Source organism: Burkholderia sp. CpTa8-5 (assembly GCF_017815045.1).
Taxonomy (GTDB): domain Bacteria; phylum Pseudomonadota; class Gammaproteobacteria; order Burkholderiales; family Burkholderiaceae; genus Burkholderia; species Burkholderia sola.
The window spans coordinates 1-24,353 of record NZ_JAGIQD010000005.1; the positions used below are offsets into that span (position 1 = coordinate 1).

The window sequence follows — 24,353 nt, forward strand, 5'->3', positions numbered from 1 at the left end:
AGGTCCAAACGCGACATTTCTAAATGGCTAGAACACGACATTTCTAAAAAGCTACTACAACAAAAAATGTCGATAATTCACCTTATGTCAAATTTTAAATAGCCATGATCACCCTCTATGGCGCGGGTTCGGCGATCTCGAATGCGTCCATACGCTGAAAAATCTGCCAATCGGGCGCGCCCCCAACTGCAGCGCGCCCACCCTCAACCGACCATCAAACCGCCATCACCGTCACCGACTTCGTGACGAGATACGGCTCCAGCGCTTCCGGCCCGCCTTCCGACCCGTAGCCCGAATCCTTCACGCCGCCGAACGGCATTTCCGGCCACGGCGTCGCCGGCTGGTTGATCCACAGCATCCCGACTTCGAGGCGTTGCGTCAGCAGATGCACGTTCGCGAACGAACGCGTGAACGCGTAGCCGGCCAGACCGAACGGCAGACGGTTCGCCTCGGCGATCGCATCCTCGAGCTTGTCGAACCCGCGAATCGCCGCGACCGGGCCGAACGGCTCGTTGTTGAACACGTCCGCTTCGAGCGGCACGTTCGCGATCACGGTCGGGGCGAAGAAGTTGCCTTCCGCGCCGATCCGCTCGCCGCCGGTCTCGATGCTCGCGCCGACCTTGCGCGCGTTGTCGACGACCGACGCCATCGCGGTCAGGCGTCGCGGGTTCGCGAGCGCGCCGAGCGTCGTGCCTTCGTCGAGACCGTTGCCGATCTTCAGCCCTTCCGCATGCTTGACCAGCGCGCGCGTGAATTCGTCGCGGATGCTGTTGTGCACGAGGAAACGCGTCGGCGAAATGCAGACCTGTCCCGCGTTGCGGAACTTCGCCCCGCCGGCGGCCTTCACTGCGAGCGCGACGTCCGCATCCTCGGCGACGATCACCGGCGCGTGGCCGCCCAGTTCCATCGTCGCACGCTTCATGTGCTGGCCCGCGAGCGCGGCCAGCTGCTTGCCGACCGGCGTCGAACCCGTGAACGTGACCTTGCGGATCACCGGGTGCGGAATCAGGTACGACGAGATTTCAGCCGGATCGCCGTACACGAGACCGATCACGCCCGCCGGCACGCCCGCATCGACGAACGCGCGCAGCAGCGCGGCCGGCGACGCCGGGGTTTCTTCCGGCGCCTTCACGAGGAACGAACAACCGGTGGCGAGCGCCGCGCTCAGCTTGCGCACGACCTGGTTGACCGGGAAATTCCACGGCGTGAACGCCGCGACCGGGCCGACCGGTTCCTTCACGACCGTCTGCTGCGCACCGAGATTGCGCGGCGGCACGATCCGGCCGTACACGCGGCGCCCTTCGTCCGCGAACCATTCGATGATGTCGGCCGCCGACAGCACTTCGACGCGCGCTTCGGTGAGCGGCTTGCCCTGCTCCTGCGTCATCAGCTGCGCGATCGCGTCGGCGCGTTCGCGCACCAGCGCGGCCGCCTTGCGCATCGTCGCCGCGCGTTCGTGCGCGGGCACCTTGCGCCATGCTTCGAAGCCGCGCTGCGCGGCGGCGAGCGCACGGTCGAGATCGGCGATGCCCGCGTGGGCCACCTTGCCGATCGCCTTGCCGGTCGCCGGGTTCACGACGTCGATCGTCTTGCCGCTCGCGGCGTCGACCCACTCGCCGTCGATCAGCAATTGCGTATCCGTATAAGTCACGTTAGCCATCCAGACACCCCTACATTGCGTCGATAAAACGCGCGCGGCCGCGAACGGCCGCACGCCGGTTGACAGAAAAAGCCAAGCCGCCGGGGCAGGCACGCACCCGGCGGCGTCGACGGCAGGCACGCCGGCCCGCCATCGTTGCGCGGCGCACCGCGCTCAGTGCGCGGCCGCCGTCGCCTTGCGGAGTTTCGCGACGTCCGCCGCCTGCACGGCCGGCGCGCCGTTGTTCCAGCCGGCGCGCATGAACGTCAGCACGTCGGCGATCTGCCGGTCGTTCAACTGATTCGAGAACGCCGGCATCGGATACGCGGACGGCACGCCGCCGATCACGAGCGTGTCGCTGCCGTTCAGCGTCACGTTGATCAGCGACGACGCGTCGGCCTCGAGCACGTTCGGATTGCCGGCGAGCGGCGCGAGCAGCGGCGCATAGCCGCGCCCGTCCGCCCCGTGGCAATGCAGGCAGTAAGCGTTATACACCTTCGCGCCCGGATCCGTTGCCGGTCGACCCAGCGCGGCCTGCGTCGCCTTCGGATCATAGCGGTACGGCAGCGCGCCCGTGCCGCCTGCCGCCGGCAGCGATTTCAGGTAGCGCGAGATCGATGCCAGATCGTCGTCGGTCAGTTCCTGCGTGCTGTGGTTGATCACGCTTACCATCGAGCCGAACGCGGTCGCGTGCTGGTTCGCGCCGGTCTTCAGGAACTGCGCGACGTCGGCCTCGTTCCAGCGGCCGAGCCCGGTGTTGTGCTCGCCGGTCAGGTTCGACGCGAACCAGTTGTCGATCGACGCGCCCGACAGGAACGCCGCGCCGCTTTCGTCGAGCGCCTTCTCCTGGAAGCCGACACCGCGTGGCGTGTGGCACGACCCGCAGTGCCCGAGCCCCTGCACGAGATACGCGCCGCGGTTCCACATTGCGTCCTTCGCCGGCTTGTCCGCGTATGGCGTCGTGTCGAGGAACACCTTGTTCCACAACGCGAGCGGCCAGCGCATGTTGAGCGGCCACGGGATGTCGGATGGCCGGTTCGCCTGCTTCACCGGTTCGACGCCGTGCATGAAGTACGCATACAGCGCCTTCACGTCGTCGTCCCTCAGCTTCGCGTACGACGGATACGGCATCGCCGGATACAGATTGTGACCGTCCTTCGCGACGCCCTTGCGCAACGCGCCGGCGAACTCGGCTTCGGTATAGCCGCCGATGCCGGTCTCCGGGTCGGGCGTGATGTTGGTCGTGTAGATCGCGCCCATCGGCGTGACCATCTTCAGGCCGCCCGCGAACGGCGTGCCGCGCGGCGCGGTGTGGCACGCGACGCAGTCGCCGGCTTTCGCGAGATACGCGCCGCGCGCGACGAGTGCGCTGTCGGCGGGCGCCGCTTGCGCGGCCTGCGCGGCCGTGCCGGCCAGCAGTGCGGACAGCGCGAGCAGCGACGCGCGGAGTGCATTCGGGTTCAGGGTGAGATGTCGCATGGTCGTCCCCTCCTCCTCAGGCCGTTTTCAGCTGGTTGCCGACCGGCAGCTTGCGCAGCCGCGTGCCGGTCGCCGCGAAGATCGCGTTCGCCAGCGCCGCCGCGGTCGCGGCCGTGCCCGGCTCGCCGATCCCGCCCGGCGCCTCGGCGCTCTTCACCAGATGGACTTCGATCGGGGGCACCTCGTTGATTCGCATCATCCGGTAGTCGGTGAAGTTGGTTTGCACGACGCGGCCGTCCTCGATCGTGATCTCGCCGTACAGCGCGCCCGTGATCCCGAAGATGATGCCGCCCTGCACCTGCGCCTCGATCGTGTTCGGATTCACGACCATCCCGCAATCGACCGCGCACACGACGCGCTTGACCTGCACTTCGCCGCCGTCCACCGCGACGTCGATGACGATCGAGAAGAAACTGCCGAACGCATGCATCACCGATACGCCGCGCCCTTGCCCCTTCGGCAGCGACGCGCCCCAACCGGCCGCCTTCGTCGCGACGTCGAGCACGTTGCGGGCGCGCGGCGTCTTGTCGAGCAGCGCGCGACGGTATTGCACCGGGTCGGTCTTGGTCTGCACGGCCAGTTCGTCGATGAAGCTTTCGACGACGAACGTGCTGCGCGTCGGCCCGACGCCGCGCCAGAACGCGGTCGGCACGTGGCGCGGCTCCTGGCGCACGTAGTCGACGAGCTGGTTCGGCAGGTCGTACGGCAGCTCGGCCGCGACCTCGACCGCGTCGGGATCGACGCCGTCCTTGACCGCGGGCGGCGCGAAGCGCGCGAGAATCGACGAGCCGACGATCCGGTGCCGCCATGCGACCGGCTTGCCGTTCGCATCGAGGCCGGCCGAGAGCGTGTCGTAGTAGCACGGCCGGTACATGTCGTGCTGGACGTCTTCCTCGCGCGTCCAGATCACCTTCACCGGGGCATTGACCTGTTTGCCGACCTTCACGGCCTGCCCGATCATGTCGGTCTCGAGCCGCCGGCCGAACCCGCCGCCGAGCAGATGGTTGTGCACGACGATCTTGTCCGGCGACAGGCCGGTCAACTGCTGTGCCGTGTCCCGTGCGCGGGTTGGCACCTGCGTGCCGACCCAGATATCGCAGCCGTCGCCGCGCACGTGCACCGTGCAGTTCACGGGCTCCATCGTCGCGTGCGCGAGCAACGGCTGTTCGTAGACGGCGTCGACGCGCGTCTTGGCGTTCGCGAACGCGTTGCCGACGTCGCCTTCCTTGCGCGCGACCGCGCCCTTGCCGTTCGCCGCCGCCTGCGCGAGATCCGCGAACAGGTCCTTCGTCGACACCTTCGCGCCCGCGCCTTCGTTCCACTTCACGACGAGCGCCGATGCGCCGCGCTTCGCGGCCCACGTGTGGTCGCCGACCACCGCGACCGCGTTGTCGACACGCACGACCTGGCGCACGCCGGGGATCTTCTTCGCCGCCGTGTCGTCGACGCTCGCGACCGTGCCGCCGAACACCGGGCTGTTCACGATCACCGCGTACAGCATGCCGGGCAGGCGCACGTCGAGCCCGAACTGCGCGGTGCCGTCGACCTTCTCCGGCGAATCGAGGCGCTTCGCGGGCGTGCCGATCAGCTTGAAATCCGCCGGCTGCTTCAGCGCGACGTCCTTCGGCACCGGCAGTTTCGCCGCGGCGTCGGCCAACTGGCCGTACGATGCGCGCCGGCCGGTCGGCGGATGCTGCACTTCGCCGTTTGCCGCGCGGCAACTGGCCGGATCGACGTTCCATTGCTTCGCGGCCGCCGAGACCAGCAGCGTGCGCGCGGTGGCGCCCGCGCGGCGCAGCGGTTCCCACGCGTAGCGCACCGACGTCGAGCCGCCGGTGAGCTGGCCGCCGAGCAGCGGATCGAGGAACAGCTTCTCGTTCGGCGGCGCATGATCGAGCGTGACGCTCGACAGCGGCACCTCGAGCTCTTCCGCGATCAGCATCGGCAGCGCCGTATAGACACCCTGCCCCATCTCGACCTTCGGCATCACCAGCGTGATCTTGCCGGCGCGGTCGATCTGCACGAATGCGTTCGGGGCGAACACGCCCGACGGTGCGGGCTCGGCTGCGTCGCCGCCGATCACCGAGCGGCGCGCATCGTCGCCCGCCGCCGGCAGGCTGAAGCCGAGCAGCAAGCCGCCGCCGGCCGCCGCGCCGAGCGACATGCCGAGTTTCAGAAACCCGCGGCGCGACACACCGGCGCCGACCCTGCCTGCTTCGAGGAGTCCTCGCGACATGTCAGGCCTCCTTCGCGGCTTGTTTGACGGCCGCGCGAATGCGGTGGTACGTGCCGCAGCGGCAGATGTTGCCGGCCATGGCCGCGTCGATGTCGGCATCGCTCGGGTTCGGGTTCGATGCGATCAGCGCGGTGGCGGCCATCACCTGCCCCGACTGGCAGTAGCCGCACTGGACGACGTCGAGCTCGCGCCACGCCTGCTGGACCTTGTGGCCGGCCGGCGTCGCGCCGACGGCTTCGATCGTCGTGATCTTGCGGCCCGCGACGGCGGCGACCGGCAGCACGCACGAACGCGCGGCCACGCCGTCGAGATGCACGGTGCACGCGCCGCATTGCGCGATCCCGCAGCCGAACTTGGTGCCGGTCAGGCCGACGACGTCGCGCAGCACCCAGAGCAAGGGCATGTCGTCGGGGGCGTCGACCGAGCGGGTTTCGCCGTTGATGTTGAGGGTGATCATTCAGCCTCCGGGGCCGTTGTATTGGGGAGCGGCGCGAACGATGCGCGCCGCGTCATGGGGGCGTCGCCGTTGCGTCGTGCGCAACGGGTGCCGCGCGGCCCGGGTGCGGGCGAGCCGCGGCGGTGGTGTTGCGTGCTTGCGTCGTTACTCGGCCACGTCGATGGCCGACAGCACCTTGATGACGGGCGGTGCGGTGAACCAGTCGGCCGACTTCGTGCGGAATTCGCCGAAATACGGGCTGGCGAGATGCGCGTCGAACGCCGCCTGGTCGTCGTAGATCTCGTACAGATGCAGGGTTGGCGCGCCGTCCCGCTCGCGGAACAGGTCGTAGCGCCGGTTGCCCGGCTCGGTGCGTGTCTTCGCGACCATGCCGCGCAGTTCGGCCTCGGCGGCCTGCGCGTGTTCGGGTTTCAGGAACAGCGAAGCAATCACGTGAAGCGCCATTTTCTACTCCTTTGAAAACGGAAACGAGCATGCCACAAGCCGGCGTCTCGCGACGCCAGCGTGCAGCGGTTGTCTGTCGCCGAACGGCGGGATCAGGCCAGTTCGTCCGGGCCGACGCGCACGACGACCTTGCCGAAATTCTTGCCGGCCAGCAAGCCGATCAGCGCTTGCGGCGCGTCGGCGAGATCGGGCACGACGTCTTCGAGCGTCTTGACCTTGCCCTGCGCGACCCACTCGCTCATGTCCTTCAGGAACGGCGCATAGCCGGTTGCATAGTGATCGAGGATGATGAAACCCTGCACGCGAATGCGCTTGCGCAGGATCGCGCCCATCAGCGCCGGCACGCGGTCACGGCCGGTCGACACGGCCTTGTCGTCGTAGGCCGCATCGTTGTAGTGCGCAATGATGCCGCAGACCGGCACCCGCGCATGGTCGTTCAGCAGCGGCCACACTGCGTCGAACACCGCGCCGCCGACGTTCTCGAAATACACGTCGATGCCGTTCGGGCACGCGTCCTTCAGCTTCGCAGCGAACGCCGGATCGCGATGGTCGACGCACGCGTCGAAGCCGAGCGTGCCGGTCACGTACGCGCACTTGTCGGCGCCCCCCGCGACGCCGACCACGCGGCAACCCTTCAGCTTCGCGATCTGGCCGACCACCGCGCCGACCGCACCGCTCGCGGCCGCGACGACCACGGTTTCGCCGGCCTTCGGTTCGCCGATCTTCAGCAGCCCGGTGTATGCGGTGAAGCCCGGCATGCCGAGCACGCCGAGCGCGTACGACGGGTGCGCGAAATCGCGGCCGAGCGGGATCAGGTCGCGTCCGTCGGACAGCGCGTAGTCCTGCCAGCCGGCGCCGGCGACGACGAGATCGCCTTCGCGAAACGCGGGCAGGTTCGACGACACCACGCGGCTGACCGTGCCGCCGACCATCGGCTGGCCCAGTTCGGCCGGCGGCGCATAGGACGGCGCGTCGCTCATCCGGCCGCGCATGTACGGGTCGAGCGACAACCAGACGGTGCGCAGCAGCACCTGACCGGGGCCGGGAACCGGCACGTCACCGGTTTCGGCGCGGAAGTTGTCCGGCGTCGGTGCGCCGACCGGGCGCGAATTCAGGACGATCTGGCGGTTTGCGATCTTGCTTTGCGGCATGTGTGCCTCCGTCAACAGGAATGAACGTGCTTCGTGGGCACGATCGGATCAGGGATGGACCAGCGGGAAGTGCGCGTCTGCGGCGGCATCGGCAAGCAGGCCGGTGCGGTCGCAGGCAGGCGGTGGGAACGATCGGGACAGCGTAACGCGGCGTGAAGCGTTCGTCATGAGTGATTGAGTAGACCAGTCGTCTAGGGTCAAGGCAAAAACAAGGCGCGCCGATGCGCGCCCGGACTACGACTGCGCACCGTCGGATGCGGCCGGCGGCAGGCTCAGCATGCGCCGCGTTTCGGCCATCGCCCTTTCGAGCGGCTGGCGGTTGCGGTGAATCTTTTCCAGCAGTGTCGCGCCCAGCCACAGCTCGTACAGGATCGCGGCCGTGTGCGACGGATCGTCGACGCCGCTCAGCGAACCGTCGGCGAGCCCGGCCTCGATGCCGCCCGCGAGCCGCTCGATGATCTGGCTGGTGCCGCGCCGCAGCACCGCGCGCATCGCTTCCGACAGATCCGACACTTCCGCGCCGAGCTTCACCGCGAGGCACTTGCCTTCCGGATCGTCCGCGCATTGCGTGTGCAGCCAGTTGCCCCAGTACGTCATCAGGCGCTCGGCGCCCGTGCCGGCCTGCTGCTTGAGCAGCTTGTCGAGATGCGCGAGATAGCCTTCGAAATACGATTCGAGCAGCGCTTCGCCGAATGCTTCTTTCGAGCCGAAGTAATGGTAGAACGAGCCCTTCGGGATGCCCGCCGCAGCGAGAATCTCGTTCAGACCGACCGCCGAGAACCCCTTGTGGAGCATGATCGGCTTCGCGATGTTCAGGATGTGCTGGCGGACTTCGGCGCCTGAAGATGCATTCATGATGGTGTATGGTAGCAACGATTAGACCGGTCGTCTAGTAACGTCGAGCCGGCATGTTGAGCGGCACTTTACCCGATCCCAGTCCTGCGCCCAATGCCCGGCCGGCGTGCTGCTCGCCCGCGCGTGCCGTCTGCGCGTGGCGCGTCATGTCGACGACTCGGTTTCGCCGTCAGCGCGGCGCTTCGTCGGCACGCTTTCTCGTGCGCGCCCGCCGCTCGCTCCGCTCGACGGCCGGGATGGTCTTGACGCCGCGCAACGGCGGCCGGCGCACCCGCGCCGCCATCTCGCGCCTCAGCGCGTCAAGTTCGGCGCTGCGCGCCGCGTCGGCCGCCAGTGCGCCGTCGAGCTGCCCCTGAAGCACGCCGCAGCGATGCAGCGCGTCACCGAGTTGTGCCTGTAGCGCGGCCGCTTCCTTCCGCTGCTGCGCGTCGCGCTGTTCCGCGCGCGATGTCGCCGCGTCGAGTTCCTTTTGCAAGCGCGCGGTCGCGAGCCGCTCGCGATCGATTTCCTGAAGCGCCCGCTTTTCCGATGCGCGCAGCCGCTCTTCGGCGCGCCCGGTGTCGTCGCGCAGCCGGTCGAGCTGGGTGGTGAAGTCCGCACGGGCCTGCGCGAGTGCACGGTCGCCCTCCGCGTTGTCTGCCTTCAGGCGTTCGATATCCGCTTGCATTGCCCGCCGCGATGCATCGTCCGCCGCTCTTGCCTGCTCCAGTTCCTGAATGCGGACCTGCGCAGCCAGCAGCGCGGCCGTGCGTTGCTCCAGCGCGGTTTCGGTGCGGGCCAGTTCGGCTTGCAGCGTCGCCACTTCTGCTTGCGCCGCTGCCCGCTCGGCCTCGACTTCCGCGCGCAGCGCGTCGAGTGCGGCGGCCGCGTCGGTGCTCGACCGGTTCCATAGCGCCGCAACCAGTTCGCCGGCCGCCGCCTGCAGATCGGCCGGCAGGTCCGGATGCTCGATGCGCACACGGCTCTTTTCCCGCAGCTCGGCCCAGAACTCCCCGAGAACGGCTGTCGGCGTGCTCATGCTGCCCTTGCGCACGAGCTGGTACAGGCGGTTGGCCGTCGGCGTGATGCCGAAACGGAAGAACAGCAGTGCGCAGGCTTCGCGGTACAGCTCGCGGGTTTTCGGGAAGTCGGCCTTGAGGCGCTCGATTTCGGCGGTCAGGCGGGGTTCATCGGCGGCGAGGTCGGACATGGCGGGCTTCGAAGGAAATTTAGTAAGTAATATAACGTAAACCGTTAAATACCCAATTTTTCAGGGTTTAGATTTGACATTATTTCTATAATGTTGAATCGTCGGCTTCGGGCGGCCCTCCCCGATCACAGCGTTGAATCTTCCCGCCCAGCCCGCCTTCGCGTCGAGCATCGCGCCCCGTTGCCCCGCTATCCGGCCGCCTGTCACGGACCTGCCATCGTCGACCGGTAGCGTTCGAGCTTCCCCCCGTTTTCTACAGACGAACCCGCCATGCAGCGCCCGTCGCGCGCCACGTCCCACGTTTACACAGCCACGTCCCGCGCCCTCGCCGTCAGCCTCGCGATCAACCTGCTGTTGCTCGCCGTCGAGGCGGCGGCGGCATGGTCCGCGCATTCGTCGGGGCTGCTCGCGGACGTCGCGCACGCGGCGATCGATCTCGCAGCCGATGCGCTGCTCCTCGTCGCCTGCCGGTTCGACGCGCGCCTGCCGCCGGAGCGCCGCCCGACCTACGAGCCGCTCGCGCTCGCGGGCCTCGGCGCATTGCTGGCCGTAACCGGTGCGCAGATGATCTGGCATGCGCTGACGCGGTTCGATACGCCGCCCGTCGTGCAGCCGGGCGCGACCGCGCTTGCGCTGGTTGTCGTCACGCTCGCCGGCAAGGCCGTGCTGTCGTACTGGATGCTGCGCAAGGCGCGCGAGACCGGCTCCGCGCTGCTCGAGGCAAGCGGCTGGCACGTGCGGACCGATGCGCTGTCGTCGTTGCTCGCGGCGCTCGCGATGAGCGCGGCGCTGGTCGGCTTCGGCCGTCTCGACGACCTCGCGGCGCTCGCGATCGGCGCGCTCGTGATCCGCACGGGCGCCGGGTTCGTCCGTCGCGGCTGGGCGCAGTGGCCGGCATGGGCGGATTGGGCGAATCGCTCGACGCGCGGGTCGTGAACGCCGCGGGTGTCGCCCAACGCCCGATTCGCGCCAATGCCTGTACGATCGGCCCCGCGTAACAGGCTATCGTTTGTTTTTCGTTGATACAGGCTATGATTTGTATTTGTACAATACATGCCATAAACTGTATTTTCCGATTACAAACGATCGCCTGTCATCTCGCGGAGCGCCCGATGGCCTTTCCAGTCCAGACCCTGACCCAGTTGCGCCCGATACTCGTCGGCTTCCGGAAATCCGCGGGGCTCACGCAGGCGCAACTGGCCGCCCGCCTCGGCATCACCCAGCAATCCTATGCCCAGCTCGAAGCCAACCCGTCGGCGGTCAGCATCGAACGGCTTTTCAAGGTGCTGAACGCGCTCGGCGTTCGGATGATGCTCAGCCCGGACGAACGGGATGCGCCGGCGGAAGCGGCCGATTCGGCTTCCGGCGCGGAGCCGCCGGCGCGCCGCAAGCCGGTCGCGAGCAAGCGCGGCGCCACGGCCGCCCAGGCCTCGACCGGAGCCGCGGCCGACGCCGCGCGGAAGCGCCCGGCAGCGACGACTCGCGCCAGGCCACGCGTGTCGAAGCGGGAGGACTGGTGACGATGGCCGCACGTGCCCGCCACGACCGGCTCGACCTGTGGATGAACGGCATTCCCGTCGGGTACTGGGAAATCCGCCGTGGCGTCGAACGTCTCGTCTACCTGCCGGACTGGCTCGAGGATCCCCAGGGCCGGCCCCTGTCGTTGTCGCTGCCCTTCACGCCCGGCAACCAGCCGCACCAGGGCGCGATCGTGGCCGACTACTTCGACAACCTGCTGCCGGACAGCGAGCCGATCCGCCGCCGCATCGCGCAGCGTTACCGGCTCGGATCGACGGCACCGTTCGAATTGCTCGCGTCGATCGGCCGCGACTGCGTCGGCGCGATCCAGATGCTGCCGCCGGGCGAGACGCCGGTCGATCTCGAGGCCATCGAAGGCGCGACGCTCGACGACGCAGCCGTCGCCGACGTGCTGCGCCACGCGACCGCCGCGCCGTTGCCCGGCCGCGCGGAGCCGGACGCCGACCTGCGCCTGTCGATTGCCGGCGCGCAGGAAAAGACCGCGCTGCTGCGTCGGCGCAATCGCTGGCTGCGGCCGTCGGGCAGCACGCCGACGACGCACATCTTCAAGCTGCCGCTCGGGCGTGTCGGCAACATGCAGGCCGACATGCGCACGTCCGTCGAAAACGAATGGCTGTGCTCGAAACTCGTCGCCGCGTACGGCCTGCCGGTCGCGCCGTGCGAGATCGGCCGGTTCGACGACCAGAAGGCGCTGATCGTCGAGCGCTTCGACCGGCGTCCGTCGCGCGACGGCTCGTGGATCCTGCGATTGCCGCAGGAGGACATGTGCCAGGCGACCGGCACGCCATCGGGAGCGAAATACGAATCGGACGGCGGCCCCGGCATCGAGACGATCATGGGCATCCTCGCGAACTCGGCCGAAGCGTCGCGCGACCGGATGAATTTTTTCGTCGCCCAGCTCGTGTTCTGGGTGCTGGCGGCGATCGACGGCCACGCGAAGAATTTCAGCATCGCGCACCTGCCCGGCAATGCGTATCGAAGCACGCCGCTGTACGACGTGCTGTCCGCGCATCCGATCATCGGCACGCGCCGCAACCAGATTCCGCCGCGCCGCGCACGCCTCGCGATGGCTGTCTGCGGGAAGAACCGGCACTACGTGATCGGCGAAATCCAGCCGCGCCACTGGATCGCGCAGGGCCGCCGCGTCGGCCTGACCGAAGACGACGTGCGCGTCGCGATGGCGGCCGTCGCCGCACGGACGGAGCCCGCGATTGCCGAAGCCGCTGCGCAGATCCCGGCGGATTTTCCGGCGGACGTGGCCGACGCGATCTTCGACGGCATGCGTCGGCACAGCCGCAAGCTCGCGGCGGCCGATCCGGCGTGATCGAAGGCATGCGCGGCGGCGTAACGGCCGCCGGCGCCAGGTCGTTCAGCCGGCGTCGCGGGCGCGGGCGAGTGCCGCCAGGTTGCCCTCGCCGAACCCGTGGTGCCCCTTGCGCTGCACGATCTCGAAGAAGATCTCGCCGGGACGGCGTTTGACGAAGGTCTGGAAAAACAGCCTCGGCACGCCGTCGCTGCCGATCTCGCCGTCGACCAGCACCGCGCGGCCGCGCAGCGCGTCGAGATCGACGCCGTGCCCCGGCAGCCGCGCATCGACGTCGTCGTAATAGCGTGCGGGCGGCTCGATGAACTCGACACCGTTCGCACGCAGCGCATCGACGCACGCCAGGATGTCGTCGGTGGCCAGTGCGACGTGCTGCACGCCCTCGCCCGGATGGTCGGGCAGGTACGCATGCATCAGCTCGGTGCGCCGCGTACCTTCCTCATAGACCGGAATCCGCACCGCGCCGCACGGCGACACCATCACGCGCGATTCCTCCGACACATGCCAATGCGCGTCGATCTGGTGGATCTCGCGGAAATGCAGCAAGTCATGGTAGAAATCCAGCCACTCCTGCATGCGGCCCGCGCCGACGGTTTGCGTGAAGTGGTCGACCTGCTGCAGGCCGACGCCCGCGCAATCGAGATCGGTATGCGCGGTCGCGATGTCGATCGGTCGGAAATCGATGTCGAAGATCGAGATGTCGCCGACGCCGCCGCGCTGGCCGTCCCGCCCGCGCCACCGGTCGACGAAATACAGGTGCGAATCGCCGATGCCCTGGATCGCCGGAATCTTCAGTTCGCCGACGCCGACCTTTTCGCCTTCGAACGCCCACGCACCGAGCTGGATCGCGCGCTCGAACGCGCGCCGGGCGTTCGCCACGCGCAACCCGATCGCGCACACGCCCATCCCGTATTCCTCCGCATAGCGCGCGGCGAACGACTCGGGTTCGGCGTTGATCAGGAAATGCATCTGCCCCTGCCGGTACAGCGTGACGTTCTTGCTAACGTGCCGCGCGATCGCCTTGAACCCGAACTGCTCGAAGCGCTGCGCAAGCGCGTCCGGCACGGGCGCCGCGAATTCGACGAATTCGAGGCCGGCCATCCCGAGCGGATTGGCGGCCGGATCGGCGACGGGCGGCGTATCGCTGGACAACGGGTGGGAATTGCCGGGCATTCCAGTCTCCGGGGGCATGCGGTCGATGGGGGAATGGTGCCTGTCGCGTGCGGCATGCGCGGCCGATGTGGCGGCCGCACTTCCGCCCCGGACGGGCGAGTTGTCGATGCTGCAGATTTTAACCAGATCGTTCACGGCGGCACACCCCGGCCGAACGGGATATCGACACGCCGCCTAGTGCAAACCCGAAAATCGTTCGATAATCGCACGAAATTGAACGATAATCGCGCACATTATCCGATTGGCCAATTGCCGCCGTGCGGCGCGCGCCCTATTCTCCGTTCACCCATCGACTTCAATGCAGCATCGGACGCGGCGCCGCCACGATTCCACGATGCGCCGTGCCAGGAGACACCGCCATGACCCCTACCTTCGACACCCTCGACGCCGCCGCCGGCGCGCGTGCACGCAGCCAGGCCCGCAAGGCCGCGATCGGCAGCTTCGTCGGCGCCGTCGTCGACTGGTACGACTTCCTGCTGTATGGAATCGTCGCCGCGCTGGTATTCAATTCCGAGTTTTTCCCGAAAGTCAGCCCGACGATGGGCACGCTTGCGGCGTTCGCCACCTTCGGCGTCGGCTTCCTGTTCCGGCCGCTCGGCGGCATCGTTTTCGGCCACTACGGCGACCGGCTCGGCCGCAAGCGGATGCTCGTGCTGACCGTGATGCTGATGGGGCTGTCGACGGTCGCGATCGGCCTGCTGCCGACGTTCGCGACGATCGGCTGGTGGGCGCCCGTGCTGCTGGTGCTGATGCGCGCGATCCAGGGTTTCGCGGTCGGCGGCGAATGGGGCGGCGCGGCGCTGATGGCCGTCGAGAGCGCGCCGAAGCAGAAGAAGGCGTTCTACAGCAGCGGCGTGCAGGTCGGCTACGGCGTCGGGCTCGTGCTGGCCACCGGCATCGTCTCGATCCTGAGCCATACGCTCGGCGAGGCCGCGTTCAAGTCGTGGGGCTGGCGCCTGCCGTTCGTGTTCAGCATCGTGCTGGTGCTGATCGGGCTCTGGGTGCGCAAGAACATGGACGAATCGCAGGAGTTCGTCGACAAGGTCGAGCACGGCAACCGCAAGCTGCGCCTGCCGGTGCTGGAAGCGCTGACGCGCCACCCGAAGGCGTTCCTGCTGATCGTCGCGCTGCGGCTCGCCGAACTGTTCACGATGTACATCGTCACCGCGTTCGCGCTCAGCTATTCGACGACGAACCTCGGCATGTCGCGCGACCTGTTCCTGAACATCGGCCTGCTGGTCGGCGCGGTGAGCTGCGTGACGATCCCCTGCTTCGCGTGGCTGGCCGATCGCTACGGCCTGCGCCGCATCTACCTGATCGGCGCGCTGATCGGCCTTGCGTCCGCGGTGCCGTTCTTCGTCGCGCTGGAGTCGCGCTCGATCGCGTGGATCGTGATCTTCTCGATCCTGCTGGCGAACGCCGCGCACGACATGGTCGTGAGCGTCCAGCAGCCGCTGTTCACCGAGCTGTTCGGCGCCGAATATCGCTACAGCGGCGCGGGCGTCGGCTATCAGTTCGCGAGCGTCGTCGGCGGCGGGTTCACGCCGTTCATCGCGGTCGGGCTCGTCAGCGTGGCCGGCGGTTCGTGGCACCTCGTGGCCGGCTATCTGGCGGCCGGCTGCCTGATCTCGCTGGTGGTCGCCGCGCGGATGCGGGCGGCGCAATGATCGCCTGACCGGATGGCCGACCCGATTCACGGTCGGCCAAGCGGCCGGTCATGCGGCCATGCCGGCCGACATTCGATCTGCTGCAATTCGACCTGCTACATCGCGGGCGCGACGTCAAACACTGTCAGTTACGCGCGCCGATTCCCCTTTTCCCCCTCCGAACATTCCACGCCGCGTGCCGACCAATGGCATCATATGGGCCTACGTCAGTCACCGATACGCCCCCATATCATGTCGAATCTCATCGTCCACGGCGGCACTCCGCTGCGCGGGGACATCAAGCCGTCCGCGAACAAGAACGCCGTCCTGCCGATTCTGTGCGCCACCCTGTTGACCGATCAGCCGCTGCGTCTCGTCGGCGTGCCGGACATCACCGACGTGCGCAAGATTCTCGATATCTTCCGCACGCTCGGCAGCGACGTGTCGGTCGATTTCACGACGGGCCTGCTCGAGCTTCACCATCGCAACACGACGTTCGATCCGGCCGTCCATCGGCTGCCCGAGGCGATGCGTTCGTCGATCATGCTGATTCCGCCGCTGCTCGCACGCTTCGGTGTCGCGCGCCTCGAGAACGACGTGAAAGGCTGCACGCTCGGCGTGCGCGAGATCGATCCGCACGTCGAGGTGTTCGAACGTTTCGGCGCGCACATCGAACGCACGCCCGATTCGCTGATCGTTCGTACCGACGGCCCGCTGACGGCCAACGATCACTGGCTCGACTACGCGTCAGTGACGACCACCGAGAACTTCGCGCTGTGCGCGACGGCCGCGAACGGCACGTCGACGCTGATGAACGCGGCCTCCGAGCCGCACGTGCAGGAGTTCAGCCAGTTCCTCGCGATGATCGGCGTCGCGATCGAGGGCATCGGCACGTCGCGGCTTTGCGTGACGGGCGGCGGCAAGCTCGGCGGCGGCGAGTTCCGCTTCGCCGAGGACTTCCATGAAATCGCGACGTTCCTCGCGCTCGGCGCGATCACCGGCGGCGACATCACGGTGCGCAATTCGTCGCCCGAGCATTTCCCGCTGATCGACCGCACGTTCGCGAAATTCGGCGTCACCGTCACGCACCGCGACGGCTGGTCGCGCGCGGAACGCGACGGCCCGCTGCGCGTGCGCCGGCCGTTCACGCAGAACATCCTGACCAAGGTCGAGGCCGCGCCGTGGCCGTACCTGCCGGTCGACCTGCTGCCGATCTTCATCGCGCTCGGCGTGCGTGCGGAAGGCAGCGCGATGTTCTGGAACAAGGTCTACGACGGCGCGCTCGGCTGGTCCGGCGAACTGTCGAAGTTCGGCGCGCACGTGCTGCTGTCCGATCCGCACCGGCTGATCACGTTCGGCGGGCTGCAACTGACGCCGGCGCGCGTCGAGAGCCCGTACATCATTCGCGTCGCGATCGCGCTGCTGATGGTGGCCGCGAGCATCGAAGGCCGTTCGGAAATCATGAACGCGCTGCCGATTCGCCGCGCGCATCCGCATTTCGTCGAAAACCTGCGTTCGGTGGGCGCGAACGTCGAGTGGACGAGTAGCGAGTAAAGTCATGACGGATGCGGCGCGCGTAACGGTCGCGTCGCATCCGGTTCTCGCGCTTTTCATGCCGTATCGGTCGCTTCCATGCGCGGCCGCGCAGCGCTCTGCCATCGGCCGCCATCTATTCACGTCAGCACACTGCGTGCTGCTTCACGCTTCTTCCCGCAGTCTGCGCCAGCCTGGCGATGCATCGTCGGAACGTCTACTTCCGCGACCCGTCGGCCTTTTCCCGCTCGCGGAAAACCAGATTCAGACCTGTCCAATTGCCGAAACGTGAGCCCCTATCCGGCGGGCAAGGATCGCGGATCAACCGATCTCCCGTTCCCCCACCAGTCGCGCGATAATCGCCCACTCCTGCGCGAACACCGCGCGCCATAGCCCATCCGTGATGACGAAAAAGCCCGAACTCGACCGACGCGACTGGATTGCCGGCCTCGAAAAAGGCCTGATGATCCTGGAGGCTTTCGACAGCCAGCACGCGCGCATGACGCCCACGCAGGCCGCCGCACGCACGGGCCTCACGCGCACGGCCGCGCGGCGCTACCTGTTGACGCTCGAATCGCTCGGCTACGTGTACACCGACGGCAAGCTGTACGGCCTCACGCCGCGCGTGCTGCGGGTCGGCTGGTCGTACTTCGATTCGGCGCGGCTGCCGCGCACGGTCCAGCCTTATCTGCAGCAACTGAGCGCGTCGCTGAACGAATCGGCGTACGTCAGCGTGCTCGACGGCTGGGAGCTCGTGTTCATCGCCCGCAACGGCGTGTCGCGCGTGATGACGACGGGTTTCGTGCTCGGCGCGCGCGTGCCGGCGCCGCTGACGTCGCCCGGCGTCGTGCTGCTCGCCCATCATCCCGATCGCGAAGCCGTGCGCGCGTGGCTCGACGAGACCGAGCTGCCGCCGTTCACGCCGCACACGATCACCAACAAGGCGCGGCTGCTCGAACAGGTCGACCATGCGCGCGACGCCGGCTACGCGGCGATCGAGCAGCAACTGCAGGTCGGCGTTCGCGGGATCGCGGTGCCGCTGAAAAACCGTCACGGCGAAGTCGTCGCCGCGCTGAGCACGAACATGCCGATCGGCGCGGAGACAACCGACGCGGCCGTGCGACGTGTGCTGCCGCATCTGCAGGAAGCCGCGCTCGCGATGCTCAACGTGCTGTAGCGACCGACGCCGCCGTCACCCGATCCGCCACCACCGCGGCAGCAAGTTGCGCACTTCGCGCCGTCGGTAACGGTCGTCGATCAGATGCACGACGCCCTCGTCTTGCTCGGTGCGGATCACGCGCCCGGCCGCCTGCACGACCTTCTGCAGCCCCGGATACAGGTACATGTAGTCGTAACCGTTGCCGAAGCGCGCGTCCATCGCGCGCCGCATCTGCTCGTTGATGTCGTTGACCTGCGGCAGCCCGAGCGTCGCGATGAACGCGCCGATCAGCCGCTCGCCGACCAGGTCGACGCCTTCCGAGAACGCCCCGCCCAGCACCGCGAAGCCGACGCCGCGTCCGCCCGCGTCGAAGCGCGCGAGAAACGCGTCGCGCTCGCTTTCGGCCATGCCGGGCGCCTGCGCCCACACGGGGACGTCCGGATGGCGCGTCTGCATCAGCGCGACCACGCGCCCGAGGTAGTCGAAGCTGCTCAGGAAGCCGAGATAGTTGCCGGGCCGTGCCGCGTATTGGGCGGCGATCAGGTCGGCGATCGGTTCGAGCGAACGACCGCGGTCGCGCCAGCGCGTCGACACGTGGCTCGCGACGCGCACCGTCAGCTGCTCGGCGCGGAACGGCCCGTCGACGTCGAGCCAGCCCGTATCGCCGGGCAACCCCAGCGTGTCGCGATAGAAATGGAACGGGCTCAGCGTGCCCGAGAACAGCACGGTCGCACGCGCGGCTTCGTAGCGCGGCGCGAGGAAACCGGCAGGGATCACGTTGCGCACGCACAGCGTCGACTGGACGCGGCGCCGACGGCCGGCCGTCGCGACGCCGTCGAGCGCCGGCTGCCGCGGCATCGGTTCGCCCTGCAGCGTCGCGTCGAAGATCGACGCGCTGTCGAACGCCTCGGCCAGCACGCCGAACTGGATCGCCTCGAAATGAAAACGCAGCAGCGCGTCGCCGTTCGCGCGCGGCGCGTCGGTCAGGTGTTCGCCGATCGCCGCGACGAGGTTCTGCACGGCCGACACGATCGGGCCCGGCACGTCTGGATAAGCCGCATAGCGCTCGGCCTGCGCGCGATTGAGCGTGCCCCACGCGCGGGCGAGCCGGTCGAATGCCTTGCGCAACGCGGCCGGCGCGGCTTCGCGCGCGGCCGCGAACGCGAACGGATCGAGCGACGCGCTGTACATCTTGCGGGCGCGGTCGAGCAGGTTGTGCGCTTCGTCGACGAGCACGCCGACGCGCCACTGGTTCTGCTGCGCGAGCGTGTGCAGCATCGCGCTGCCGTCGTAGTAGTAGTTGTAGTCGCCGATCATCATGTCCGACCAGCGCGCGAGTTCCTGCGCCAGGTAGTACGGACAGACGTCGTGCGCGAGCGCGGCGGCGCGCACGGTATCGCGATCGAGCAGCCCGGCCTCGATCGCCGCGTCGCGCGCGGCCGGCAGCCGGTCGTAGAAGCCTTTCGCGAGCGGGCACGATTCGCCGTGGCACGCGAGGTCCGGATGCTCGCACGCCTTGTCGCGCGCGACGAGTTCCAGCACGCGCAACGGCAGCGCGGGCGTGCCGGCGCCGAGCGTCGTCGCCGCTTCGAGCGCGAGCGCGCGGCCGGGCGTTTTCGCGGTCAGGAAAAATACATGGTCGAGCTCGCCCTCGCCGCATGCCTTCAGCAGCGGGAACACGGTGCCGAGCGTCTTGCCGATGCCGGTCGGCGCCTGCGCCATCAGGCAGTGTTCGTTGCGCGCCGCGCGATAGACGGCCACCGCCAGCTCGCGCTGGCCGCTGCGGAACTGCCCGTGCGGGAACGCGAGCGCGCGCAGCGCCGCATCGCGCGCGGCGCGGTGGGCCGTCTCGCGTTCGGCCCAGCCGACGAAGCACGCGCACTGCTCGGCGAAGAACGTCGCGAGCGTGGCGGCATCCAGCGTTTCCGTCAGCACCGTCTCGCGCTCGGACACGATGTCGAAATACACGAGCGCGACGTCGATTGCCTCGAGGTCGCGCGCGTCGCACATCAGGTGCGCATAGACCTTCGCCTGCGCCCAGTGCAGCGCGCGATGGTTGGTCGGCATCGCGTCGAGGCTGCCGCGATAGGTCTTGATTTCCTCGAGCCGGTTCGCCACCGGATCGTAGCCGTCGGCGCGGCCGCGCACGGTGAGCGTGCCCCACGTGCCCGTCAGCGCGATCTCGGTTTCGTAGCGCGCGCCGCGCTTCGACGTGACCGCGCCGTGGCCGGCGATGCCTTCGAGCGCGGTCGGCGCGGGCGTGAAGCGCAGGTCGAGATCGCCGCGCCGCGCGGTGAACTCGCACATCGCCCGCACCGCGACCACGTAGCTCATGCGGACAACCCCGCCGCCTCGGCGTGCGCGACGTCGTCGCCGGCCCATTCGACGTCGACGACGCGCACCGGCATCCGGTGGGCGAGGCAGTACGCGAGCCAGCGCGTCTGGTTGTCCTGCAGCCGGTCGCCGGGGCCCTTCACCTCGATCAGCTCGTAGCGGCGCTCGTCGGGCCAGAAGCGGACGAGATCGGGCAAGCCGGACCGGTTGCTGCGGATATCCGCGAGCAGGCGCGTGAACCACAGCCGCAGGTGCTCGGGCGGCAGGCAGGCGAGCGCTTCGTCGAGCAGCGCGTCGGTCAGCACGCCCCAGAACACGAACGGCGACTGCAGCCCGGCCTTCGTCGCGAAATGCCGGCGGATCGTGTCGCGGTACGCGCCCGAATCGAGCTGCGCGAAGCAGGCGTCGAAGGCCGCCGCGCGGCGCACGGCGAAATCGGGTGCGTGCAAGTCGGCCGGGCCGCGCTGGAACGGGTGAAAGAATGCGCCGGGCACGGCCGCGAACACGGGCTCCCAGCACAGCAGTCCGAACAGCGAATTGATCAGCGTGTTTTCGACGTAGTGGACCGGCGAAGCCGGCTGCGCCAGATGGTCGCGCACCGCGAATTCGACGCTGATGGACGCGTCGGGACGCGCAAGCACGAGCGTCTCGCGCGGCACGTCCGCGGCAGCGGTCGCGCGTTCGACGCGCTGGCCGGCACGGCGCTGCAGGCGCGGCAGCATGCGTTCGACGCGCTGACGCTCCTCGTCGCTCTCGAAGCCGCCGCGGGCGTCGAGCGCCAGCGCGAGCGCGTCGTCGTCGCGCCCGCAGCGTTCGAGCACGCGGATTCGCCGGTGGCGGCTGCCGGGCCACGCGCTGCGCGCGTATGCGTCGAGTGCGGCGCACCAGTCGGCACGGCGTTCGCATGCCTGGCCGAGCGCGAACAGCAACTTCGCGCGGCGCGTCGCGAGCCACGGTTGCGCGCAGTCGACTGCATCCAGCGCGCGGATCAGGTCGTCGAACGGCAGATCGTCGGGCCATGCATCGAGTGCGTCGCGGCACATCTGTAGCGCGAGATACGCGTCGACGTCGCCGCGCTGCTGGAACGCGCGCGACGATGGCGCGATCGGCACGCTTTCGTACTGGAACACGCCGAGATCGGCGAGCACGAATTCGCTCCAGTCCTGATGCAGATTGCCGAAGAACATCAGCCGCAGCCGGTCGCACAGCGCGCCGACCGTCACCCGTAACACCCGATCGCCGGGCTGCGCGCACCACGCGTCGAACGGTTGCGCGACGTCGTGCGCGGGCCGCAGCCGGTCGAGCCAGTCGGCCTTGCGCTCGCCCGCATGCGCGGCGAGCGCCGGGAAGATGCGCAGCAGATCGGCCTTGGTGGACAGCGCGAACAGCTCGTCGAGCGTGAGCGCCGGCGCCGGATCGACCCAGCCGAGCGCGACGAGCGGCGCGGCGGCGTCGAGCGTGCAGCCGATCTCGTCGTACACGAGCTTGGTCGCGCGGAAATCGGACCCGTTGCGCATCAGCATCCGCACGAGCAGCGCGCGCGACGCCTGCGGCAGCGTCGCGAACTGCCGGACGAACGCATGCTCGTGCGCGTCGAACAGGTCGTCGTAACGCTCGCCGAGCCAGGCCAGCGCGCGTTCGAAATTGGTCAGGTAGTAAAACGCCGGAGGCGTCGGCGAGGCAGGCGTCACGGGGATCGATTACTGTACATTTGTACAGGTCGCAATCATATCAAATATGACGGGCAATGCCGCACGCGGCATCGCCCTTGCGCTGCCCGGCCGGTCAGAACTGGTAATTCACCGACATGTCGAACACGCCGTTGGTCGACTGCTGCGTGATCGGGCTGCGCGCCGCGCGGCCGACGAGCTGCTCGAGCGCGCCGTCCACCGTGACGAACCAGTGCTTGTTCACGAACCACACCATCGTCATGCCCACGCCGGCCGACTTGATCCCGGCCCCCGACGAATAGGCCGGCAGCCCGGAGCGCGCAGCCGCGCCCTGGTTCACGCCGAACCAGCTGTTCATGTAGCGGGAATCGGCGAACGTCACGGTCGGCCCCGCGAACCAGAAGAAGTGCTCGTTGCTGCCGGGCATCGGCATGTACGCGGAGAAATCGCCGGTCCAGCCGTTCGACCCGCCGATGCTGCGCCGGATGTCCGCGCGCAGCACGAGCGGGAAATCCTTCGAGACCACGTAGTCGGCCGCGAGCTTCATCACGGGCGCCGCGTTGATGTTGTCGAGACCGTTCAGGTGACCGAGATCGTCGGCCGACCGACGCCCGAGGTCATAGCCGACCGACAAACTCACGCGCCAGTTCGGCCCGCGCAGCACGTTCGCGCCGAGGCCCTCGCCCGTCGACAGGAAGAACAGGTCGCGATAGCGGATGTCGAAATTCGGGCCGCCCATCACGCGATAGCGGTCGGAGCCCGCGTAGCGCGGCTGCAGCGTCATCGCGGCGCCGACGCTCACCTGCCACGTGGGGATGTTCGGATCGAAGAGTTTCTGGAGCGGTACACCCGCCGTGTATTGCCATTCGCCGAGCGGCGAAGGCGTCTGGGCCGACGCGTCGCGGGCGCCGGCGGCGGCGAGCGCCGCGAATGCCGACAGGCCGGATACGAACCGGCGTACGCCGGTGGACAGCAACAGGCGAGCAACAGTGGTCAAGGCGGTCTCCGTCGGTTGCACGAAACGAACCTGAGGGAAAGCGCGTCGCGCTTCATCGGCTGCAACGGCAGGCAGCCTGCGGCGCGAACGTAGCATGCGCTGAATTAACGGACATCCTACGCGACGCGCGCGCAGACGCAAAGCGCCCGTTGTGGGCGGGCACTTTGCCGGAAGCCGGCACGAGCCGGCGGACGATTGCGGAATCAGAAACGCTCGACGTGATAGTCGCCGGCGAGCGCGGCCGGACTGCGGGTCGACATCATTCGCGAGAAGCCGTCGGCGAGCCGGCCGAGCGCGAGCTGCTTCTGGCTCGCGTCCCAGTGCGTGTAGGTGTCGTAGGCGGCATCGTCGAACGAAACGGTGACGGCGACCGGACGGCCGCTCGCGCGAAAGCCGATCTGCAGCACGCCGCCCGGCAATTCCTCGATGTGATAGCGGAGCGAACGCGATTCGAAATAGCGGCCCAGTACCTGAGCGATCGCGCGCTTGTCTGGCGATTGCACGTGAATGTCCATGACGGTCCTCCTTTTCAATGTTCGCGTGGCCGGTCGTGGCGCACGGCGTCCGCCCGGCATCCGCATCGGCGGCGGGTTCGACGGCGGATCGCCTTGCGGCAGCCCGTCGGGCACGGGCGGATCGACCGGGTCGTCGTGCCCGGGCGGCGGCGGATCCGGGTCGACGTCGGGTGTCGTCGGTTCGGGGCGGTGCAGCATGGATGGCGTGTTCATGTCACTCCTGCGCGGCGGCGCGCGCCGTTCAATGGCGAGGCGAGCCCTCGCAAGCGGCGTGCCTGCTGTCGCGCCCCTTGGCCGGTCGGCTCACGCGTCGTACGCCGCCATGACGAGCCACATCGTGCGCCCCTCGGCGGTCAGCTGCACGGCGAGCGCGAACGGATCGGACGGTTCGCATTGCGCGACGAGTGCCTGCTGCGCGCGTTCCGGGCCGTCGTAAACGGTGTCGTTCAGTTCGCGCACCTCGTCCTTGCCGTCGAACATGCGCCGCTCCGGCCGATAGAGCCGAGATTCGCGTTTCCACGTATCGAAACGCTCGCGCACATGGCCGAAATCGCCACCGCATACGTTCGCGTCGTAACGTATTCTTTCCCTGGCTGCATTCATCACGATGTCCTCTCGTCCATCCCGGACGCGTGCCGGCTGGTTCCGCCGGCTTGCAAACGCCGTGCCCCCGGCTGCCGCGGGTACGGCGCTTGCGGCTTCTCATCGACAAGGAGGTTCGACCATGACCGTATACTCCACCGGCCGCCGCGACGCCGTGTCACCGGCTGCCGGACTGCTCCGGCTCGCCTCGTCGCGTCCGCCGTCTGAAGACAAGACGGAGGAGCGCATCGACGAAGGGCTCGAGGAGACGTTTCCGGCCAGCGATCCGCCCGCCGTCGGCGGTGCGACGCGTATCGACCCCACCAAGCCGTCCGGCGAGCGCGAACGTCGCGCGCCGCACGTCCCTTCCCCGCCCCGCGATCACGGCTGACGGCGGCAGCCGGCGCGCGTTGCGTGGCAGCGCAGCCCCG

At 68.4% G+C, this 24,353-nt stretch carries 21 protein-coding genes; 7 read left to right on the top strand and 14 right to left on the bottom strand.

Translation table 11 applies throughout. The annotated features are described in order from the left end of the window. Window positions 1-214: 214 nt before the first annotated feature. From J8I35_RS09825 to J8I35_RS09860, 8 genes are all read right to left on the bottom strand, one after another. The gene (locus J8I35_RS09825; protein ID WP_050011075.1) at window positions 215-1,660 is read right to left on the bottom strand and encodes an NAD-dependent succinate-semialdehyde dehydrogenase; all 1,446 of its coding nucleotides are present in this window, start codon (window positions 1,658-1,660) and stop codon (window positions 215-217) included. Between the two features lie 153 nt (window positions 1,661-1,813). Beyond that, entirely contained in the window at window positions 1,814-3,118 is a 1,305-nt protein-coding gene (locus J8I35_RS09830; protein WP_209925175.1) for a cytochrome c, read from the bottom strand. A gap of 16 nt (window positions 3,119-3,134) precedes the next feature. After that, entirely contained in the window at window positions 3,135-5,354 is a 2,220-nt protein-coding gene (locus J8I35_RS09835; RefSeq protein WP_209925176.1) for a xanthine dehydrogenase family protein molybdopterin-binding subunit, read from the bottom strand. 1 nt (window position 5,355) lies between these two features. Next, on the bottom strand, window positions 5,356-5,811 hold the full coding sequence (locus tag J8I35_RS09840) for a (2Fe-2S)-binding protein (protein ID WP_006479019.1): 456 nt from the start codon (window positions 5,809-5,811) through the stop codon (window positions 5,356-5,358). A gap of 144 nt (window positions 5,812-5,955) precedes the next feature. Then, window positions 5,956-6,255 carry a putative quinol monooxygenase gene (locus J8I35_RS09845; RefSeq protein ID WP_209925177.1) on the bottom strand — a complete coding sequence of 100 codons (300 nt, stop codon included), beginning with the start codon at window positions 6,253-6,255 and terminating at the stop codon, window positions 5,956-5,958. A 92-nt stretch (window positions 6,256-6,347) separates the two neighbouring features. Further along, window positions 6,348-7,406, bottom strand: a complete 1,059-nt coding sequence (locus J8I35_RS09850) for an NADP-dependent oxidoreductase (RefSeq protein ID WP_050011071.1) — start codon at window positions 7,404-7,406, stop codon at window positions 6,348-6,350. Window positions 7,407-7,640: 234 nt separating this feature from the next. Beyond that, window positions 7,641-8,261 carry a TetR/AcrR family transcriptional regulator gene (locus J8I35_RS09855; protein ID WP_050011070.1) on the bottom strand — a complete coding sequence of 207 codons (621 nt, stop codon included), beginning with the start codon at window positions 8,259-8,261 and terminating at the stop codon, window positions 7,641-7,643. A 169-nt stretch (window positions 8,262-8,430) separates the two neighbouring features. Then, window positions 8,431-9,450: a DNA-binding protein gene (locus tag J8I35_RS09860; protein ID WP_050011069.1), complete on the bottom strand. Its 1,020-nt coding sequence runs from the start codon at window positions 9,448-9,450 to the stop codon at window positions 8,431-8,433. Window positions 9,451-9,720: 270 nt separating this feature from the next. Between J8I35_RS09860 and J8I35_RS09865 the strand changes: the two genes are divergently transcribed. From J8I35_RS09865 to J8I35_RS09875, 3 genes are all read left to right on the top strand, one after another. Continuing rightward, window positions 9,721-10,386, top strand: a complete 666-nt coding sequence (locus J8I35_RS09865) for a cation diffusion facilitator family transporter (protein ID WP_050011068.1) — start codon at window positions 9,721-9,723, stop codon at window positions 10,384-10,386. 176 nt (window positions 10,387-10,562) lie between these two features. Continuing rightward, entirely contained in the window at window positions 10,563-10,970 is a 408-nt protein-coding gene (locus tag J8I35_RS09870) for a helix-turn-helix transcriptional regulator (protein ID WP_050011067.1), read from the top strand. A 2-nt stretch (window positions 10,971-10,972) separates the two neighbouring features. Then, on the top strand, window positions 10,973-12,313 hold the full coding sequence (locus tag J8I35_RS09875) for a type II toxin-antitoxin system HipA family toxin (protein WP_089489377.1): 1,341 nt from the start codon (window positions 10,973-10,975) through the stop codon (window positions 12,311-12,313). A 45-nt stretch (window positions 12,314-12,358) separates the two neighbouring features. Here J8I35_RS09875 and J8I35_RS09880 read toward each other — a convergent pair whose 3' ends face one another. Continuing rightward, window positions 12,359-13,486: a VOC family protein gene (locus J8I35_RS09880; RefSeq protein ID WP_050011065.1), complete on the bottom strand. Its 1,128-nt coding sequence runs from the start codon at window positions 13,484-13,486 to the stop codon at window positions 12,359-12,361. 359 nt (window positions 13,487-13,845) lie between these two features. On the opposite strand from J8I35_RS09880, the gene shiA reads away from it, so the two are divergent. From shiA to J8I35_RS09895, 3 genes are all read left to right on the top strand, one after another. After that, window positions 13,846-15,153 (top strand): shikimate transporter, encoded by a 1,308-nt coding sequence (gene shiA, locus J8I35_RS09885; RefSeq protein ID WP_089489376.1) that lies wholly within the window; start codon window positions 13,846-13,848, stop codon window positions 15,151-15,153. A gap of 231 nt (window positions 15,154-15,384) precedes the next feature. Next, window positions 15,385-16,686, top strand: a complete 1,302-nt coding sequence (locus J8I35_RS09890; protein ID WP_124554271.1) for a UDP-N-acetylglucosamine 1-carboxyvinyltransferase — start codon at window positions 15,385-15,387, stop codon at window positions 16,684-16,686. Window positions 16,687-17,068: 382 nt separating this feature from the next. Further along, window positions 17,069-17,842: an IclR family transcriptional regulator C-terminal domain-containing protein gene (locus tag J8I35_RS09895; RefSeq protein WP_050011062.1), complete on the top strand. Its 774-nt coding sequence runs from the start codon at window positions 17,069-17,071 to the stop codon at window positions 17,840-17,842. A gap of 15 nt (window positions 17,843-17,857) precedes the next feature. On the opposite strand, the gene J8I35_RS09900 is transcribed toward J8I35_RS09895, so the two are convergent. The 5 genes from J8I35_RS09900 to J8I35_RS09920 all read right to left on the bottom strand — a co-directional run bounded on the left by J8I35_RS09900 (window position 17,858) and on the right by J8I35_RS09920 (window position 23,943). After that, complete coding sequence (locus J8I35_RS09900; protein WP_209925178.1) at window positions 17,858-20,158, bottom strand: ATP-dependent DNA helicase; 2,301 nt, start codon at window positions 20,156-20,158, stop codon at window positions 17,858-17,860. Further along, complete coding sequence (locus tag J8I35_RS09905; protein ID WP_209925179.1) at window positions 20,155-21,849, bottom strand: VRR-NUC domain-containing protein; 1,695 nt, start codon at window positions 21,847-21,849, stop codon at window positions 20,155-20,157. Before J8I35_RS09905 ends, J8I35_RS09900 begins: the two co-directional genes overlap by 4 nt. Before the next feature lie 94 nt (window positions 21,850-21,943). Further along, on the bottom strand, window positions 21,944-22,825 hold the full coding sequence (locus tag J8I35_RS09910) for a MipA/OmpV family protein (RefSeq protein WP_124554268.1): 882 nt from the start codon (window positions 22,823-22,825) through the stop codon (window positions 21,944-21,946). Between the two features lie 203 nt (window positions 22,826-23,028). After that, window positions 23,029-23,340, bottom strand: coding sequence for a hypothetical protein (locus tag J8I35_RS09915; RefSeq protein ID WP_041492268.1), 312 nt, complete (start codon window positions 23,338-23,340; stop codon window positions 23,029-23,031). Window positions 23,341-23,643: 303 nt separating this feature from the next. Then, window positions 23,644-23,943: a hypothetical protein gene (locus J8I35_RS09920; protein WP_050011058.1), complete on the bottom strand. Its 300-nt coding sequence runs from the start codon at window positions 23,941-23,943 to the stop codon at window positions 23,644-23,646. Between the two features lie 121 nt (window positions 23,944-24,064). Here J8I35_RS09920 and J8I35_RS09925 point away from each other — a divergent pair, with 121 nt between their 5' ends. Continuing rightward, window positions 24,065-24,313: a hypothetical protein gene (locus tag J8I35_RS09925; protein WP_089489373.1), complete on the top strand. Its 249-nt coding sequence runs from the start codon at window positions 24,065-24,067 to the stop codon at window positions 24,311-24,313. Window positions 24,314-24,353: the final 40 nt, after the last annotated feature.